We start from the raw sequence: 18,088 nt of genomic DNA, 5'->3' as shown, positions 1-18,088 counted from the left end.
CGCAGCGGAGCCGGGTGGGATGCGACCATGAGTCACCTGCTCAGGCGGTGGCCCCCAACGGCTCCAACGTCACCTTGAACCCCAACACCTCCAACTGGTGCCGATGGTTACGGACCCGGCGATCACGGTCGATACGAGAGGCGTGGAAACCAGAACCGAGATCCACAAAATGGGCGTCCGGGTCCGCGAGCAGATGCCAGATCACGGTCAGAACCGAACGCCCGACAGCGACCAACGCGATCTTCGGCCCACGACGACCCCGGATACGCCGGTAACGTTCACCCAGGAAGGTGTCGAGACGCGCCTGCGCGATCGCTACCTCGCCCACCGTCGCAGCGAGGTAGCGGTTGCCGTGTCCGGTCCTGCCGCTGCCTATGCGTTTGCCCGCCGACTCCGACACCCCCGGCGCGAACCCCGCCCACGACGCCAGATGCGCCGGGGTGGGAAACCGGTCCATGTCCAACCCCACCTCGGCCACCAGCACCCGCGCCGCTCTCACCCCGATCCCCGGAACCTCACACAATCTGCGCACCGCCGCCGCGGCCCGCTCGAAAGGGACGATCAGCTGCTCCACCCGCGATTCGATCGCCTCGATATCAGCGGTGATCGCGTCGATCCGCTCCAGCATCCTGGCCAGCAGAAACGCATGATGATCACCAAAGAACCCGGTGAACGCCTCGGTCAACGCCGCGGTCTTGCGCAACATCCGCCCATGCGCCATCGACGCCAACACCTCAGGATCACGCTCACCGCAGATCAACGCGGCCATCATCTGCCGCCCCGACACCCCGAAGATGTCCGACGCAACCACCGACAACTTGATGCACGCGTCCTCCAGCAACTTCTCCACCCGCTGCTTCTCCGCACCACGCGACACCACCAACGCCGCCCGGTACCGGCTGAAATCCCGCAACCGACGGATCTGCGGCGGGGGCACGAAACTCGGCCGCAGCATCTGACGCTCCGCGACCTTGCACAACCACACCGAGTCCAACTTGTCGGTCTTCGCCCGACCCGGCAGATGCTTCACATCACGGGCGTTGACCAGCCACACCTCGAACCCGGCCGCCTCCAGGACGTAGAACACCGGCTTCCAGTAATCCGACGTCGCCTCCATCACCACCCGCGTCACCCCGAGCTCGCTCAACCGGTCGGCGAGCACCAACAACGACCGGGTCATCGTCGAGTACTCCACCACCTCTTGCAACCGCCCACCAGCACGAGCGGTGTCAGGGACCCGCACGCAACACATCAGCGCAGCCTTGCCGATATCGAGCCCGGCGACCCGCGCGATGATCTCCTCGGTCTCCTCCGTCTGCTTGAGCATCGGTCCTCCCACACAGCGCCATCACCGTCACGGCCGCCTGGGGAACCACATCACAGCGAATCTGATCCTCGTGCTCGAAGCAACACTCAACTACTCGTACCAGGTTCCCAGCGCCCGACTTTTGCACGGCCTCGTGGACCACAGTGCGACGACGTCGGCAGGCGACCTAACCCGATTTTCACCCCTCACCAACCCGCCCGCCAGGGCGGAAGACCGACTTTTGTACAAGAGCGCCCTGGTCGGAAGCGCCACCCCCTACGGGGCGCTTCCGACCACTGACGCGATGACGGCGGTGACGGTGGCGACGAAACCAGCCCTGGCGGGCATGCCGAGGCTGATCCACAGGCCGGCGGGGTCGGTGTCGGCGATACCGACGCAGGCCGACGCGCAGCCCTCGGGCAGGTACTCGGCCGGGATGGTGTCGACGTCGAGCAGAGCGCGCAGCGCGACGTCGAGCAGTTGGTGTTCCTCTCCCACGGTGCTCGCGCGGGCCGTGACGAGGTACGACAAGGTGCATCCCCTGGCGGGTGGCGCGACGCCGGAGGGCCCGGCGTCGCGCAACCCGAACAGGAAGAGGTCGACGGCGTGAATCGGCGTTTCGGTCTGCCAAGTGGGTTTCGGCGCGTCAAGTCGCACGACCGTCCCCTCGGGCAGGTGCCGGCTGACCAGCCTGCACAACGCGTTGTCGACCTGCGGGATCATGACTCAGATCAGCCCTTCACGGAGTGCGTACGCGACGGCGTGCGAGCGGTTCCTCAGCTGGAACCGGTTCGTCACGTCGTGCAGGATGCTCTTGACCGTGCGCTGCGAGTAGCAGAGCTGATCGGCGATCTCCTGGGTGGACATCCCCGAAGCCACCAGCCGCAGAACTTCGGTCTCCCGCTTGCTCATCCCCCCGATGTGCAGGCCGTGCGGTTGCAGGACCTGGCGCTGTAGCCGTGAAACACGGCTCAGCAGCCGGCCGAGCAGGTCCGGCGGCAGTGCGCCTTCCCCGGCCGCGGCGGCCTTGATCAGACGGACCATCACGTCCGCGCCGGCATCCACGCGACGGGCCACCGCGCACACCCCGTGCTCGATCGCGCTGAGGATCTCGTTGTCGTCGACCTCCCCGGCGATGAGCACGATGCGCGTGAACCCCTGGTGCTGAAGCGACGACAGCAGCTGCGTCATCGCGGCGTCGAGCCGGTCGGCGACCAGCAGGGCGACGGTCGACGGCTCGGCCGCCGCGCTGTCGACCAGCCGGACGTCGTCACGGGTGCGCAGCGCCATGCAGACACCGCTGTGGAGGATCGGATCGGTTGCTCGGACGAGTACAGGCGTCCGGTTCGGTTCGAACATGGTTTCTCATTTCCCCTCGGAGCGCGCGAGGGCCCCCCGCGCAGTTATCACCCTGCCGGGGGAGGTGTCCCAAGCGCATGGGACTCAGGTCCCCTAATTGCCCGAAAAGACGTCTGACTGGTACTAGTGCCGAGTGGTCCTGCTCGTCTTCCCCGGCAATTCGCAAGGAAGCTGAATCACACGACACAGCCGAACCCGCTGGCTAGTGCTGTGAGCCGTTGTTCCCGAGGCCGGCTTCGCGTGCCCGGATGATCGCCTCCGCGCGGTCGGCGACCCGCAGCTTGCTGAACACGCTCGAGATGTGGTTCCGCACGGTTTTCGGGCTCAGCGACAGCGTCTGCGCGATGACCGGGTTGCTGCGCCCGGCCGCGATCAGCGCGAGGACCTCCCGCTCGCGGCCGGTCAGCTCCGGGAACACCGGGTCGAGGCTCTGCTGGGCGCTGTTGAAGAAACCGAGCACCCGGGTCGCGATATCGGGCCCGAAAATGGCTTCGCGCCGCGAAACCGCCTGGACCGCGCGGATGATTTCGTCCGGCTCGGCGTCCTTGAGCAGGTACCCCCGCGCCCCCGCGCGCATCGCCGCGAACACCGACTCGCTGTCATCGGACATGGTCAGCATCAGCACCCCGGTCTCGGGTCGCTCGGCGACGATCAGCCGGGTCGCCTGCACCCCGCTGATATCGGGCAGGTGCAGGTCCATCACCACGACGTCCGGCTTCAGTTCCGACGCCGCGCCGACCGAGTTCACCCCGCTCGAGGCCTCCCCGACGACGGTGATCGAAGGCTCGCTGTCGAGCAGGGTGCAGACGCCGAAGCGGAACAACGGATGGTCGTCGACGACCAGGACACGGAGGTTTTCGGTAGTCATCGCTCCTCCGCGGAGGAGAGTGCGTCGTCGGTTGTCATGACTCCTCCGCGGAGGAGAGTGCGTCGTCGGTCATCAGCCCTCCCCAGGCAAGGGCAAGATAGCGCAGACGGCGGTGCCGCCCGTACCTGGTTCGTCCGCTTTGAACTCCCCGCCGAGTTCGGCGGCCCGTTCGCGCATCGACCCGAGCCCGATCCCGGTGTCGGTGCGCGAACCCAGGCCGACGCCGTCGTCGATCACGTCGATGCGCAGGTTTTCGGTGACGCGCACCCGGACCGTGCAGTGCCTGGCCTTGGCGTGCCGGCAGACGTTGGTCAGCGCCTCGCACACGATGCGGTAGGCCGCGACGTCGACGGTCGGGGGCAGCGCGGGCAGGCTTTCGGGGGCTTCGAGGACGATCTTGAGCTCGGGGGATTCGAGGCTGGTGATGTACTCGCGGATCGCGCCGAGCAAGCCGAGCTTCTCCAGCGCCGGCGGGCGCAGGTCGTGGGCGAGCCGTCGGATCTCGGTGACCGCGCCGGCGAGCGCTTCGGAGAGGCGGTCGAAGAGCATGTCGGCCGACGGCGTCCCGCCGAGCGTGCGGCGCCCGGCGTGCAGGCCGAGGTTGACCGCGGCGAGGGTGGAGCCGACACCGTCGTGCAGCTCCCGCAGGAGTCTTCGGCGCTCTTCCTCCCGGGCCCGGACCAGCCTGTCCCGGCTGCGGACCAGGTCGGTGGTCAGCCGGGCAGTGTGCACGACTGTTCCGGCGTGCCGCGCGACCTCAGCCAGCATCGAGCGTTCCTTGCGCCCGAGCAGCTGGCGCGCGCCCCGCCGGGCGATCACCAGCTGGCCGACGAGCTCGCCCTGATAGGTCAGGGGCAGTCGATGCGACAACGTTGTCGGGGTGCCGAAGCTCGCCGCTTTTTCACTGCCGGCTTCGCGATCCAGTTCAATGGCCACATAAGGCAATCGCAAAGCGGTGCCAATCGTTTCCACCATCGCCGGAAGTTGTTCGGCCGGAGTGTGGATGTGCTCGAGTTTCGAGGCCAGTGCCGACACCACGTGGTAGGGATCGGAGCGCTCGCCGAACAGGGTCGTGTTGATCATCGACTGTAGCCTGGAATGCAGCGGATGCGCCGCCATGGCTATCAGCGCGGCGGCCAGCGCCTGTTCCCAGAGGTGGTTTCCCGGGCCGAACGCGACGCTCATCAGGCTGACCAACCCGATGTACAGCGCCAGCAGCCCGATGGTCAGTGACCCGTAGACGAGCGTCCGGCCGACGACGACTTCGATGTTCAGCGCCTGGTGCCGCTGGATCGCCACGGCCACCGCCAACGGCACCGGCAGGAACGCCAGCGTGTGGTACTGCAGCGGGATCGGTGAGCCGCCGGTCAGCGCGATCGGGATGATCCACATCCCCAGGTAGAGCGCGGCACCCCCGCCGAGTGCGGTGGCCAGCCAGCGCAACCGCCGCCGCAGCATCGGATCGCTGTTCCGGACGTACTTGACGAGCAGGACGCTGATGATCAGCGCCGGGTACGTCACGAGGGCCGCGAGTGCCGGCGAGCCGACGATGGCCAGCCTTTCGAGCGGATCGTCGACGGTCAGGAACCCGAATCCGGCCACCAGCGGATAGAGCACGAGCGTGCCGGCGTACCCGGCGATCACCCGCGTCCGGTAGCCGCGGCCGGTGAACTCCGGGAAGGACAGCGCGAAATGCAGCATCCCGCCCCAGAGCAGCGCGAACAGCAACTCCCCGGTGTACCAGCGCCAGAACTGGTCGCCGGCGACAAGATCGACGGCTTCGAGCGGGAAGTAGCCGGCGAACGCGACCGTGGAGACACCGATGGCGGACGCGAAGATCCCGGCATGCGCCGCCCGTTCGCGCGCGCTCACGGCGAAGATCGCCAGCGCGGTGCCGAGCAGGACGATGGTGACCAGCAGGGTGGGCCAGCCGACCCAGATCGCGTCGGCGACTCCGAACCGGTGCAGCGTGATTTCGAGCCGGACCGGGGCGCCTTCGCGGAGGATGTCGTAGGGCAGGGTCGTGCCGGCTTCGACCGGTGCGCCGCCGACACCGTGCGCGACCGACTCGGCGAGCGGCCTGCCGTTGATCGCGACGATCCGGTCGCCGACCCGCAGCGGGGTCGGTCCGGTCGTTTCCTTGACGATGACGCCGTCCGACGACGCCGCGGTGTCGCCGATGTTGACCATCGTGCCGTCCGAGGGGCCGGCGGCGCGCCACAGCACTCCCACTACCGCGATCAGCAGGAGCAGGAAGGTGGCGGCCAGGAAGAGGGCCGGCAGACGCCGATTTCCCCCGGAATTAAACACGTGGTGAAGCATGTCGCAGAGCGGCCGTACAGCCCAACTGTTTCCACCGTTGCCCTAGGGGGCAGTCACCCGTTCGGCCTAAAGGGTGGCTATTTGACGGGGCGCAAGGGGGTGACGTCGGCGCCGGAGTCCTGGTCGCCGCCGGAGCCGCCGGAGTCGCGGCGGCGGGTGCCGAGGTCATCCGGGAAGACCCACCTCTTGAACGCCCAGAACCGGAACACCATCGCGAGCAGCATGCCGATGATCGAACCGCTGATGAAGTCCGCGAACTCCTGTACGAACCGCGTGGTCTCGGGGACCTCGAAATGGAACAGGTACCGAGACGCGTAGAGCGGGATGAGGTTCACGAACACCGCGATCCCGCTGATGATGAAGAACAGCGCGGCCTCGTGGTGGCGCTCGCGGCCGCCGCGGGTCCGGAAGGACCACTCGCGGTTGAGGATGTAGGACACGATCGCCGCGACGATGATGGAGATGGCCTTTGCGGTGGTCGGTTTCGACTCCAGCACGCCCAGCTTCAGGATGTACCAGATGCCGTTGTCGACAACGAACGTCGTTCCGCCCACGATCGCGAACTTGAGCATCTCGCGGTGCTTGATCAGGACCGACCGGAACGGCTCGGGCGTGTGCGACAGCACGGATTCGACAACAGTCACGAACTGAGTCTACGGAGCGCGGTCGGCGACGAGCCGATCAGGCCGCCTTGTCGCCCTGTATGTCCGAATCGGTCGACGCGCCGCCGTCGACCACCCGCACCCGGGCGTCTGCCTGCGGGAATACCCATTTCTTGAACGACCAGTAGCGGAAAACAGTACCCAGCAGCGTCCCGAAGATCATCCCGCTGACGAAGTCGGCGATCTCCTGGGTGAGGCTGCTGACGTTGGGCACTTGCAGGTCGAGCACGTAGTGCGAAATCGCCAGCGGCACCGTGTTCAGGCCCAGCGCGATGGCGCTCAGTACGAAGAACAGCGCGGCTTCGTGCTGACGCTCCCGGCCGCCGCGGGTGTTGAACGACCATTCACGGGACGCGACATACGAGAAGATCGTCGCGATCAGCACGCCGAGCGCGAGCGCGGTCACCGGGTTCTTGCCGAGCACGGTGAGTTTGAGCCCGTAGGTGACCCCGGTGGTGATCAGAAAGCTGATGCCCCCGACGACGCCGAACCTCAGCAATTCGCGGTACTTGATCAGCAGCGTCTTTGTCGGCACGCCGTGTGACGCTACTACGGCAGCGGAATGATCCCGAGGAGACCCGGCCTGCTGGGCGTTGTCGACGGCCCTGGTTGCGGAGGTGCGCTGGTCGTGGCGTCGGGCTGCTTCCCGGGGCCTACCGGAGCGCTCGGCTGGAGCGCGGGCACACCCGGATCCGGCGTCGGCGTCGGATCGGGCGTCTTGTCCGGCGTGTCCGTCGGCTTCGTCTTTGTGCTGGTCGGCGGGGTGCTCGACGTCGACGGGGCGATTCCCGGCGCGTCGCAGACCTGGCCCCAGCAGTCGAAGTACACCGTCTGCGGTCCCGAGTTGGCGGCGCCGAGCTTGGCCGTCACCGTGACGCCCTCGTCGTGCGGCGGACGCCGGTCGAGCGCGACCCAGAGATCGAGCCGCTCACCGGGGGCCAGTGCGCCCTTGCTCAGGCACGTGGTCCCGTCGGCGGTCCGGTGGCAGCGCGCGCTCCAGTTGCCGATGATCAGGTCCACCGAGTGGTCGAGGGTGATCGACACCGGTTTCGTGGTGGGCCCGGTGTTGTGGACGGCCAGGTGCATGACCGGGTGGCGGACCCATGGCAGCCCCGAGTCCCAGGCGCTCGACACCCGAAGGACGACGACGTCCGGCGGCGCCTTGACCTTGACCTGCACCGCGACCGAGACCTTCACCGAGGCCCCGGAGGTGATCGATCCGGTCACCGTGCCGGCCTGGGCCGTGTCGTCGGCCGTCAGCCGGAAGTTCAGCGTGGCGGACTGACCCGGCTGCAGGCCGTGGTCGGTCTTGCAGGTCACGGTGCCCGTGCCGCCGGGGCAGTTCACGATGATCGGCGCGTCCGACTTCGCGAGCGCGGAGAACCCGGACGCCGCACCGCCGCCTCCACCGGCCGGAACGGCCGTGACGCCGGGCGGCAGGTTCAGTGTCGCGGACACCGGGTCGGACACGCTGCCACCGTCGTTGCGCACGGTGATCGGCATGGTGACCGGGCCGCCGCCGGGCTGGAGCTCGACGTCGGCCGGCTGGGCGGCCGTCACCTTCGGCGGTGCCGGTACAGCCGGTGGAGCCGGTGGGCTCGATGGTGGCGTGGTGGCAGGTGGTGGCGTCGCGGGTGCGGGCGGTGCCGGAGTCGTGGGTGGTGCCGGCGGGGCGGGCGGCACCACCGGCGGGACGACGGGCGGCGGAGCCGCGGGTTGCGACGTCGCCGGGGGAGGTGCGGGCTGCGCGGCGACGGAGATCTGCTGCGGACCGCCGGCCGCGGCGAGCCCGACGATGACGGCCGCGGCGATGGCCGCACCCGACGCGCCGACCCCGACAAGCTGGCGGGGGAGCCCGGAAGCGGCACCGGCGGCGGCTCCGGAAGACGCGCCGGCCGCTCCCGCAGTACCCGCGGCGGCCGCGGCCGCCATGCCGGCGGTGATGACGCCGGCCTTCGCGCCCGCTGCGGCGAGGTACGCGGTAACCGCGCCACCCAGCACCATCGGCGCGATGATGAGCCGCAGTCCGCTGTTGACGTCGGCGAGTTCGGCGGCCAAGGCGCGGCAGCGTTCGCACTCGTCGAGATGCGTCTCGACCTGGGCGCGCTCCCGCTTGGACAGCCCGTCGCGGACCCACGCGCCGAGACGTTCCGCCGTCGCGTGGCACCGCTCCGCCGAGGTCTCGGCCAGGTGGACCTGCAGGTATGCCTGGCGCAGCCCCTCGCGGGCGCGGTAGGCGAGCGCGGACACGCCGTTGGCGGTCAGGCCGAGCAGTGGCGCGACCTCCGCCGGCGTCTGCTGCTCGATCTCGGTGTGCCAGAGAACCGCCTGCCAGCGTTCCGGGAGCCTCGCGAACGCCTTCGCCGCCATCGTGCGCTCGAGCCCGGCGACCGCGGTGTCGGAGAACTGCACCGTGAGGGCTTCGCCGACGGCGCCGCCCGCGTCGGACATGTCCTCGGTGAGGTCGATCCGCTTGTCCTTGCGGGTCTTGTCGTACGCGGTGTGCCGCAGCGCGGTGAGCAGGTAGGCCCGGAACGCGGAGTCGGGCCCCTTGCCCGCGCGCAGCGTGTCGAGCACCTTGGCGAACGCCTCGGAGACCAGGTCGTCGGCCTCCGCGCCGGACCGGGCGAGCTGGCGGGCGAGGTTGTGGGCGGCCGTCGAGTGCCGTTCGAAGAGGGTGCCGTAGGCGGCGATCGTCCCGCCGCGGACGGCGTCGATCAGCTCGGCGTCGCTCTTGCCGTTGAACTCAGCGGGAAGGGTGGACACGACTCTCCTTCTTCGCTCGTCGTCGACCGCGGCCGGAAAGGACCGCGCTCGACCCCGGCGTACCGCAGTGCTCAGTGTGACGGACGCGGACTCGCGCGTCACCTTGTGGGCCCAGTGATGACCCGGAGGGCCCAACAAGTTCACCCGCGCATGCCTCGACCGGCCGGTTCGACGATCTTAGGAGCTATCTGCGCCATTCGGCGTCACACCGGCGGGGTTTCGACGTCCCCTCGTCGGAAGGTCTCAAGATCGAAAGCCGGGCGAAGGGCGGGTAACGGGGTGGATGTGCCGGCGGCCGGTGATCCGTTCGGGTCGCGAAGCGGGCGGACGGAGACGGCACGGGACGAAGCTTCGTGGGGCGCGCTGCGGGCCTTGCGGGCGCGCTGGCGCGCGGTGAGTCTCGCGTCGGGGTGGCGGTTCCCGAGCGACTGGGCGCTCCCTGAGGTCGACGCCGTGTGCGCGGCGCTGCTCCGCGGTGACCTGCGGGGCGGCATCGCGGAGACAGCGCTGGCCGGGCTCGGCCGGGCGAGGGCGGCGTCGGGCGCGGGCCTGTCCGAGACGCTGACCGACCTCGCGGCGCTGCACGCGGTGATGGGCGACCTCGACGGGGTCGACGGCTTCATCGCCCCCGACGTCGACACGACCCCGCCCCGGCTGCTCCGGCTCACGGCGTTGGCCTGGGCCGACGTCGCCACCGACCAACTCGTCCACACCGAGGTCACCGACCCGCTGACTGGCCTGCCGACGGTGGCCTACCTGCGCACCCGGCTGGCCGAGCTCTACCGGCAGGCGGTGCGGGACGGGCACCAGGCGTCGGACGAACACCTGCTGCTCGTCGTCGCGATGGACTTTTCCGAGATCGCCGGCTGGGCGCGGCTGACCGGAATGATCCTCGTCGCGGACGCCCTGCGAGCCGTGTTCGACGGCGGCGAGAGCGTCGCGTCGCTCGGCCCGTCGACGGCGGCAGCGCTGGTGGCCCGAGACGGCGGCATCGCCACGCGCGGCGTGCTGCTGCGCCGTGAGCTGCACGAACGGCTGTCCATCGACGCCCAGCTGCGTGAACTCGGCCACCCGCGGATCTCCGTCGTCCGGCTCCCGCCCACCCACGACGCCGCATGCGACCTCCTCACCCACCTCAGCCGCGGTTGAGGTGGGTGAGTGCGTTCGTGAGCGTTCCGGCCGGTTAGAACCCGGCCGGAACGCTCACGAGTTCTAACCAGACGAAACGACCAGTTCGGGGGCTTCCCAACGAAGCTCAGGGCATTCATGCTTTCCTGTTCGGGTGACCCGGATCGTTTCCGCCCCGCCTGACGGTGAAGCTCCGGCGCGTCCTTCGCAGCCTCGGCTGGCGTTGCGCGCGTCGCTCGCGCGCCTGTCCGTCCGGCCGCGGTCGGTGTTGATCCTGGTGGCGGTCCCGGTCCTCGCGATCATCGTCGGCATCGTCGGCTGGCTGCTCGACTGGCACCTCGGCGTCGACAGCGCGGTGTACCGGGCCGGCGCGTTGACGCTGGTCCACGGCGATCCGCTGTACAACGCGAGTTCGCTCGCCAACGAGCCGTACTGGGCGCTGCTGCCGTTCACCTACCCGCCGACGGCCGCGCTGCTGTTCGTCCCGCTCGCCACCGTGCCGCTGGAGGTGGCCTGGGGCGCGTTGACCGCGATTTCCGTGCTGGCGCTGGCGCTGGTGGTCCGCATCGCGATCGGTTCGCTGCCCCGCCCGGCCGCCGACGCGCCGCGCTGGTGGGCGTCACCCGCCCGCTCGACGCTCGTCTTCACGCTGGTCTTCCTGGCGCTCGAACCGGTGTGGCGGACGATCTTCCTGGGCCAGATCAACCTGATCCTGATGGCCATGGTCATCCTCGACGTCCTGGTGATCTGCGCGCGCGGTTCGCGCTGGGGCGGTGTCCTGGTCGGGATCGCGGCCGCGGTGAAGCTGACGCCGCTGGTGTTCATCGGCCACCTGCTCGTCACTGGGAAGTGGAAGGACGCGCTGCGCGCGCTCGGGACGTTCGTCGCCCTGCAGGCGCTGATGCTCGCGATCATCCCGCACGACACCATCGAGTACTGGACGAAGACCCTGCGCGACACCGGCCGGATCGGGCCGATCCACTGGGCTGGGAACCAGTCGCTCAACGGCCTGATGAACCGCATCACCGACCTCGCGCCGTGGGCGTCGAACGCGGCGCTCGGCATCGGCGCGCTCATCGCCATCCCGGCGCTCTGGCTGATGCTCCGGCTCCACAAGCGCGGGCAGAACCTGGCCGCGTTGCTGGTCACGGCGTTCTGGGTGCTGCTCGTCTCGCCGGTTTCCTGGTCGCACCACTGGGTCTGGGCGGTGCCGCTGATCGTGCTGCTCATCGCGCGCCTGCCGCAAACCACCTTCGCCTCGGCGTGGAAGCGCTGGCTCGGCGCGGTCGCGGTGATCGCCGTCTTCGTCAGCTGCGCGCTGCTGATCTTGCCCAACGGCCGCAATATCGAGCTGCACTGGCAGGTGTGGCAGGCGATGGTCGGCAACATGTACATCGAGATGCCGTTCGTGCTCGCGATCGTGCTGTTCGTCCGCTGGCGGATACAGGTACGGGCCGGCCGCGCCGCGGCCAGCGATGTCGACTCGACCCCGCTCTAAGCCCCGCACAGCCTGGCTACTCGTGGCGGCGCTCGCCGTCGCGATGTTCGGGCTGGGGCTGGGCGCGTGGCTCGGTGAGTGGCATCTCGGCGCGGACAGCGTCGTCTACCGCGCGGGGGCGTTGACGTTCCTGCGCGGGCAACACCTGTACCCCGCCGAGGCGCTCTCCACACTGCCGTCGTGGGTGCTGCTGCCGTTCACCTACCCGCCGGCCGCCGCACTGCTGTTCGTGCCGCTCGCTGGGGTTCCCGCCGGGCTGACCTGGGGTGTTGTCGGGGCGGTGTCGATCGTCGCGCTGGCCGTCACGCTGCATGTGTCGGCGCCGAAGCTTGTCGACGCGCGTTGGTGGGCGCTGCCGGGCTGCGTGGTGCTCGCGATGGCGCTGGAGCCGGTGTGGAAGACGCTGCTGCTCGGCCAGATCAACCTGATCCTGATGGCGATGGTCCTGCTCGACGTCCTCGTGCTGTGCGCCCGTGGTTCGCGGTGGGGCGGCATCCTGGTCGGCGTCGCCGCGGCGGTGAAGCTGACGCCGTTGATCTTCATCCCGCACCTGCTGATCACCGGGCGCCGCCAGGACGCGGCGCGGGCGCTGGGCGCGTTCGTCGTGCTGGAAGGCCTGATGTTTCTGCTCATCCCCGGTGACGCGAGCCAGTACTGGACGCGGTCGGCGTCGGATCCCAGCCGGATCGGCGCGGTGTCGTGGATCTTCGACCAGTCGCTCAACGGGCTGGTCAGCCGCACTTCGCACCTCGCGCCTTGGTCGTTGAAACTGGCGCTGGGCATCGGTGCGCTGCTGGCGGTGCCGTCGATCTGGCTGGTCGTCCGGCTGCATCGGCGCGGTGAGGCGCTGGGCGCGTTGCTCGTCACGGCGTTCTACGCGCTGCTCGTTTCGCCGGTTTCTTGGTCGCATCACTGGGTGTGGGTGGTGCCACTGGTCGCGCTGCTCGTCACTCGGGGACGCAAGGTTGTCGCGCTGGTCGTCGGGGCGTTCTTCGCGAGTTGCGTGGTGATGATCGTGCCCAACGGCGGCAACGCGGAATTCCGGTGGGGCTGGGGTTTGTCGATACTGGGCAACAGTTACGTGCTCGTCGCGGCGCTCGGCATCCTCGGGCTGGCTGCCTGGGAACTTCGCCAGGCGCTGGTGGCGGGGTCGTCGCGCGGACCTGTCGCGGACCGGTGACGCTACGCGTCCGGCTACGCTGAGTGCACTATGGACAAACATACCGGGCTCCCCGTGGTGGGGATGGTGGGCGGCGGCCAGCTGGCCAGGATGACGCACCAGGCCGCGATTTCGCTGGGGCAGTCGCTGCGCGTGCTGGCCGCGAGCGAGAACGAGTCCGCGGGGCTCGTCGCCGCGGACGTCGTCATCGGGCATCACACGGACATCGACGCGCTGCGCTCGTTCGCCGCGGGTGTCGACGTGCTGACGTTCGACCACGAGCACGTGCCCGGTGAGCACCTTCTGACCCTCGCCGCCGAGGGTGTCGTGATGCGGCCAGGTGCGTCGCTCGCGTTTGCGCAGAACAAGCTTGTCATGCGGGAAATGCTGGCAGGGCTGGGGATCCCGGGTCCGGCGTTCGCCGAAGTGTCCGAAGTGGACGATGTGCTGAAGTTCGGCGAAAAGCACTCGTGGCCGGTCGTGCTGAAGGCGGCTTCCGGCGGTTACGACGGGCGAGGCGTGTGGATGCTCGACACCGCCACGCAGGCTCGCGAGACCGTGCCGGAACTGCTCGCCGCAGGCACGCCGCTACTGGTGGAGACCAAGGTGGTCATGCTCCGCGAGCTGTCCGCGCTGGTCGCGCGTTCGCCGTTCGGCCAGGGTGCCGCTTGGCCGGTCGTCGAGACCGTGCAGGTCGCGGGCATCAACACCGAGGTCCTCGCGCCCGCGCCGGGACTCTCGGCGGAGCAGATGTCCCGGGCCCAGGACCTCGCGCTGCGCATCGCGTCGCAGCTCGGCGTGGTCGGGCTGCTGGCGGTGGAGCTGTTCGAGACCGAGAACGGGTTGCTGGTCAACGAACTTGCCATGCGGCCGCACAACTCCGGCCACTGGACCATGGACGGCTCGCGGACTTCGCAGTTCGAGCAGCACCTACGCGCGATCCTCGACTACCCGCTCGGCACGACCGACCCGCTGGCGCCGGCGTGTGTGATGGCGAACGTGCTCGGCGCCGGGGTCGCGCCGGAGATGAGCCTCGACGAGCGTCTGCACCACCTGTTCGCCCGGTACCCGGACGCGCGTGTCCACCTGTATGGCAAGGGCGAGCGCCCGGGCCGCAAACTGGGGCACGTGAACATGCTCGGCGAGCACCTGCAGCAGCTGCGTGACCGGGCACTGCTGTCCGCGCACTGGCTGTCCCACGGCGTCTGGCTCGACGGTTACGAGATCCACTGACCACCGAGGGCACTTTTGTACAAAAGTGCCCCGCTCTAGGAGGACGTTATGGCGCCGCAGGTGGGCCTGATCATGGGCAGCGACTCGGACTGGCCGGTGCTCGAAGCGGCAGGTCAGGCGCTCGACGAGTTCGGTGTGCCGTACGAGGTTGGGGTGTACTCCGCGCACCGGACGCCGCAGCGGATGCTCGACTACGCGACGTCGGCGGCGGAGCGCGGCCTCAAGGTGATCATCGCCGGCGCCGGCGGCGCGGCGCACCTGCCGGGCATGGTCGCGTCGGCGACCGTGCTGCCGGTGATCGGCGTGCCGGTGCCGCTGAAGTACCTCGACGGGCTGGACTCGCTGCTGTCGATCGTGCAGATGCCGGCCGGGGTGCCGGTCGCGACCGTGTCCGTCGGCGGTGCCCGCAACGCCGGCCTGCTCGCCGTCCGCATCCTCGCCGCGAGCGACGAGACCCTCCGCGCGAAGATGGCGACCTTCCAGGCCGACCTCGCGCAGCTCGTCCTCGACAAGGACGCCGCCCTCCGCAAACGCGTCGACGGCGAGTAGCCGGCGTCGTGAAGGCCACCTTCACGGCGTAAGGCGTACTCAACTAGGCTTTGACAATGTGGCGTTGAAAGCCACAGTGGCCCCGAGGAAACGTCCGAACCCCTAGAGCTGCTGCCGGAGTTCGCGTTTGAGCACCTTCCCGGCGGCCGACACCGGGATCTGGTCGATGAAGATCAGCTCGCGGATTCGCTTGTACGGCAGCACCTTCGCGTTGACGTTCGCGATGAGGTCCGCACTCGACGTGTCGTCGTGACCGGGCGCGCGCACCACGAACGCGACGGGTAGCTCGCCCACCTCGGCGTTCGGCCTGCCGACAACGGCAACCCCGGCGATGGCGGGTTCGGCGATCATCAGCTCTTCGAGCTCCCGCGGGTATACGTTGTATCCCTTGTAGAGCAGCATGTCCTTCTTGCGGTCCACAATGGACAGGTAGCCGTCGTCGTCGAGCACCCCGATGTCGCCGGTGTGGAACCAGCCGTCGACCAGCGCCGCCGCGGTGTCCTCCGGCCGGTTCAGGTAGCCCGACATGACTTGCGGGCCGCGGATGCAGACCTCGCCCTGCGTGCCCGCGGGAAGGGCCTCCTCGCCGCCTTCGGCCGGGACGATCTTGATCTCGGTGTCGTAGATCGGGAGGCCGACCGAGCCGACCTTGCGCACGCCCGAGCGGTACGAAGGCGCGGTGGTCGCGCACATGGTGACCTCGGTGAGCCCGTAGCCCTCGCCGATCGTCACGCCGGGCAGGCGACGGTGTAGCGCGTTGATCATCTCGTGGGCCAGCGGAGCCGCGCCGGAGCCGACTCCCCGCACCGACGACAGGTCACGCGTCTGGAAGTCCGGGCACGCGAGCAGGGCCGCGAACAGCGCTGGCGCTCCGCCGAGCGAGGTGACCTTGAGCAGCTCGGCGTCGGCCAGGTAGGCGACGGGGTCGAACCGGTCGTGCAGGACCACGGTGGTGCCGCTGAGGAGCGCGGCGTTGAGCCCGGCGATCGTGCCCATCGCGTGGAACCACGGGGTCAGGTTGATCGTGATGCCGGTGCCGAGCCGGCTTGGCCACTCGTCCTCGCTGCCGACCTGGTCCAGCCGCAGGTTGCCGTCTTCGTCTTGGTCGGGGAGTGCGCCGCTGCCCCAGCAGCAGTACTGCAGCGTGTTGACGACGACATTGCGGTGGGTCAGCCGGACGCCTTTCGAGCGGCCGGTGGTGCCGCCGGTGTACGAGACGTGGGCGAGGTCGTGGTGGACGTCGATGTCCACTTCCGGCCTGGTCTCGGGCTGTCCCGCGTGGAACGCCGAGAACTCGACCTCGTTGTCGGCGAGCTCGCCGGGCGGTTGGTCGACGATGACGAGCCGGACTGCCGTGCGGTCCAGGACGCTCCTGAGCACCCCGGCGACGGGCCCGAAGGTGACGACGGCGACGGCGCCGCAGTCCGCCAGCTGCGCGGCGAGGTCGTCTGGCGGGAGAAGCGGGTTCGCGGGGCTGAAAGTGGCTCCGGCCAGCAGGATGCCGTAGTACGCGACCGGGTAGGCCAGTCGGTTCGGGAGGTGGATGGCCACCGTGTCGCCGCGGCCGATCCCGCGTTCGAGCAGGGCGTTCGCGAACCGGCAGGCACCTCGGTAGACCTCGGCGGCGCTGAGCTGGTCACCGTAGTGGACGAACGCGGCGCGATCGCCGAACCGGGCGGCGGCGCCGGCGACTATCGCGCCGACCGGAACCTCCGGATAAGTCAACGAATGGGGGAAATCCGACGGCATGACGGGCGCTGTGAGCGGCATCACCTGAACATACGAAGGGTGCGGCCAAGGACACAAGAGCGAGTGAGTAAACGAGCGCTAACATCGGATCAGGATTCGCATACCGTCGAGAGAGGTGACTCAGGTGTCTGACGGCCCCGGGCTGTACCAGCTCGCTGACGAGCACGAGGAGCTGCGGGCTGCCGTGCGTTCGCTGGCTGAGAAGGAGATCCTTCCCTACGCCGCCGCGGTGGACGAGGACGAGCGCTACCCGGCCGAAGCGCGGGACGCGCTGGTCAAGGCGGGTTTCAACGCTGTCCACATCCCCGACGAGTACGAGGGCCAGGGCGCGGACGCGGTGGCGGCGTGCATCGTGATCGAAGAGGTCGCGCGCGTCGACGCGTCGGCGTCGCTGATCCCGGCCGTCAACAAGCTCGGCACGCAGCCGATCATTCTGTCCGGTTCGGAGCAGGTGAAGAAGCTCGTCCTGCCGTCGATCGCTTCGGGCGAGACGTCCGCCTCGTACGCGCTCTCGGAGCGCGAAGCCGGCTCGGACACCGCGTCCATGCGCACCCGCGCGCGGCTCGACGGCGACACCTGGATCCTCAACGGCACGAAGGCGTGGATCACGAACGCCGGCGAGTCGTCCTGGTACACCGTCATGGCGGTGACCGACCCCGAGGCCGAAAAGAAGGCCTACGGCATCTCGGCGTTCGCCGTGCACAAGGACGACCCGGGCTTCTCAGTCGGCGCGAAGGAACGCAAACTCGGCATCAAGGGCTCGCCGACCCGCGAGATCTACTTCGAGAACTGCGTGATCCCGGCCGACCGCATCATCGGCGAGCCCGGCACCGGCCTCAAGACCGCGCTGCGGACGCTGGACCACACGCGCCCCACCATCGGCGCGCAGGCCCTCGGCATCGCCCAGGGCGCCCTCGAGGCGTCGATCGCGTACGTCAAGGAGCGCAAGCAGTTCGGCAAGGCCGTGTCGGAGTTCCAGGGCGTCCAGTTCATGCTCGCGGACATGGGCATGAAAATCGAAGCCGCCCGGCACCTCGTTTACGCCTCCGCCGCCGCCACCGAACGCGGCGACAAGCGTGCGGGCTTCATGGCGTCGGCCGCGAAGACGTATGCCTCGGACGTCGCGATGTCGGTCACAACAGACGCCGTCCAGCTGTTCGGCGGCGCCGGCTACACCCGCGACTTCCCCGTCGAGCGCATGATGCGCGACGCGAAGATCACCCAGATCTACGAAGGCACCAACCAGATCCAGCGGATGGTGATGGCACGGGCCCTGTTGAAGGGCTGACGCCTCGACGGCCTTTCGCGGTTCCGACTCGGGGGGCGTTTCGTACAATTCAATTGTACGAAAACGCCCCCCGAGTCGTTTGCTGTCGGGTGGCCGCCGGCGCACGAGTGTCCACTTAGGTTGCGAATTGGTTGCGGGAGGGTTCTTGCGGGTGCGGTGAGTAAGGGCTGTAGTGGTCGCGGCGACCTACCTACGCGTTCC

General features: G+C 69.0%; 15 protein-coding genes. 6 read left to right on the top strand and 9 right to left on the bottom strand.

The window, feature by feature from the left end; genetic code table 11:
• Positions 1-40 precede the first annotated feature (40 nt).
• The 8 genes from JWQ81_RS15420 to JWQ81_RS15385 all read right to left on the bottom strand — a co-directional run bounded on the left by JWQ81_RS15420 (position 41) and on the right by JWQ81_RS15385 (position 9,283).
• Positions 41-1,327 (bottom strand): IS110 family transposase, encoded by a 1,287-nt coding sequence (locus JWQ81_RS15420; protein WP_297541978.1) that lies wholly within the window; start codon positions 1,325-1,327, stop codon positions 41-43.
• Positions 1,328-1,582: 255 nt separating this feature from the next.
• On the bottom strand, positions 1,583-2,029 hold the full coding sequence (locus JWQ81_RS15415; protein WP_297541976.1) for a Pvc16 family protein: 447 nt from the start codon (positions 2,027-2,029) through the stop codon (positions 1,583-1,585).
• Between the two features lie 3 nt (positions 2,030-2,032).
• A complete protein-coding gene (locus tag JWQ81_RS15410) occupies positions 2,033-2,665 on the bottom strand; it encodes a response regulator transcription factor (protein ID WP_297541974.1) in 633 nt (210 codons plus the stop codon).
• Positions 2,666-2,867: 202 nt separating this feature from the next.
• Positions 2,868-3,533: a response regulator transcription factor gene (locus tag JWQ81_RS15405; RefSeq protein ID WP_297541972.1), complete on the bottom strand. Its 666-nt coding sequence runs from the start codon at positions 3,531-3,533 to the stop codon at positions 2,868-2,870.
• A 72-nt stretch (positions 3,534-3,605) separates the two neighbouring features.
• A complete protein-coding gene (locus tag JWQ81_RS15400; protein ID WP_297541970.1) occupies positions 3,606-5,843 on the bottom strand; it encodes a histidine kinase in 2,238 nt (745 codons plus the stop codon).
• 89 nt (positions 5,844-5,932) lie between these two features.
• Positions 5,933-6,499: a GtrA family protein gene (locus JWQ81_RS15395; protein ID WP_297541968.1), complete on the bottom strand. Its 567-nt coding sequence runs from the start codon at positions 6,497-6,499 to the stop codon at positions 5,933-5,935.
• Positions 6,500-6,536: 37 nt separating this feature from the next.
• Positions 6,537-7,052, bottom strand: a complete 516-nt coding sequence (locus JWQ81_RS15390) for a GtrA family protein (RefSeq protein WP_297541966.1) — start codon at positions 7,050-7,052, stop codon at positions 6,537-6,539.
• Between the two features lie 14 nt (positions 7,053-7,066).
• Positions 7,067-9,283 (bottom strand): sigma-70 family RNA polymerase sigma factor, encoded by a 2,217-nt coding sequence (locus tag JWQ81_RS15385; RefSeq protein WP_297541964.1) that lies wholly within the window; start codon positions 9,281-9,283, stop codon positions 7,067-7,069.
• A gap of 363 nt (positions 9,284-9,646) precedes the next feature.
• Here JWQ81_RS15385 and JWQ81_RS15380 point away from each other — a divergent pair, with 363 nt between their 5' ends.
• The 5 genes from JWQ81_RS15380 to purE all read left to right on the top strand — a co-directional run bounded on the left by JWQ81_RS15380 (position 9,647) and on the right by purE (position 14,850).
• On the top strand, positions 9,647-10,432 hold the full coding sequence (locus tag JWQ81_RS15380; RefSeq protein ID WP_297542073.1) for a GGDEF domain-containing protein: 786 nt from the start codon (positions 9,647-9,649) through the stop codon (positions 10,430-10,432).
• 133 nt (positions 10,433-10,565) lie between these two features.
• Positions 10,566-11,909 (top strand): glycosyltransferase 87 family protein, encoded by a 1,344-nt coding sequence (locus tag JWQ81_RS15375; RefSeq protein WP_297541962.1) that lies wholly within the window; start codon positions 10,566-10,568, stop codon positions 11,907-11,909.
• A complete protein-coding gene (locus JWQ81_RS15370; RefSeq protein ID WP_297541960.1) occupies positions 11,887-13,089 on the top strand; it encodes a glycosyltransferase 87 family protein in 1,203 nt (400 codons plus the stop codon). Before JWQ81_RS15375 ends, JWQ81_RS15370 begins: the two co-directional genes overlap by 23 nt.
• Before the next feature lie 30 nt (positions 13,090-13,119).
• A complete protein-coding gene (locus tag JWQ81_RS15365) occupies positions 13,120-14,301 on the top strand; it encodes a 5-(carboxyamino)imidazole ribonucleotide synthase (RefSeq protein ID WP_297541958.1) in 1,182 nt (393 codons plus the stop codon).
• Between the two features lie 48 nt (positions 14,302-14,349).
• Complete coding sequence (purE, locus tag JWQ81_RS15360; RefSeq protein ID WP_297541956.1) at positions 14,350-14,850, top strand: 5-(carboxyamino)imidazole ribonucleotide mutase; 501 nt, start codon at positions 14,350-14,352, stop codon at positions 14,848-14,850.
• A gap of 102 nt (positions 14,851-14,952) precedes the next feature.
• On the opposite strand, the gene JWQ81_RS15355 is transcribed toward purE, so the two are convergent.
• Positions 14,953-16,620 carry an AMP-binding protein gene (locus JWQ81_RS15355; RefSeq protein WP_297541954.1) on the bottom strand — a complete coding sequence of 556 codons (1,668 nt, stop codon included), beginning with the start codon at positions 16,618-16,620 and terminating at the stop codon, positions 14,953-14,955.
• 94 nt (positions 16,621-16,714) lie between these two features.
• Between JWQ81_RS15355 and JWQ81_RS15350 the strand changes: the two genes are divergently transcribed.
• Positions 16,715-17,887 carry an acyl-CoA dehydrogenase family protein gene (locus tag JWQ81_RS15350; RefSeq protein WP_297541952.1) on the top strand — a complete coding sequence of 391 codons (1,173 nt, stop codon included), beginning with the start codon at positions 16,715-16,717 and terminating at the stop codon, positions 17,885-17,887.
• Positions 17,888-18,088: the final 201 nt, after the last annotated feature.

It is taken from the genome of Amycolatopsis sp. (genome assembly GCF_025464955.1).
In the GTDB taxonomy this organism is placed as follows: Bacteria; Actinomycetota; Actinomycetes; order Mycobacteriales; family Pseudonocardiaceae; genus Amycolatopsis.
This window is presented reverse-complemented; position numbering and strand designations above follow the sequence as displayed.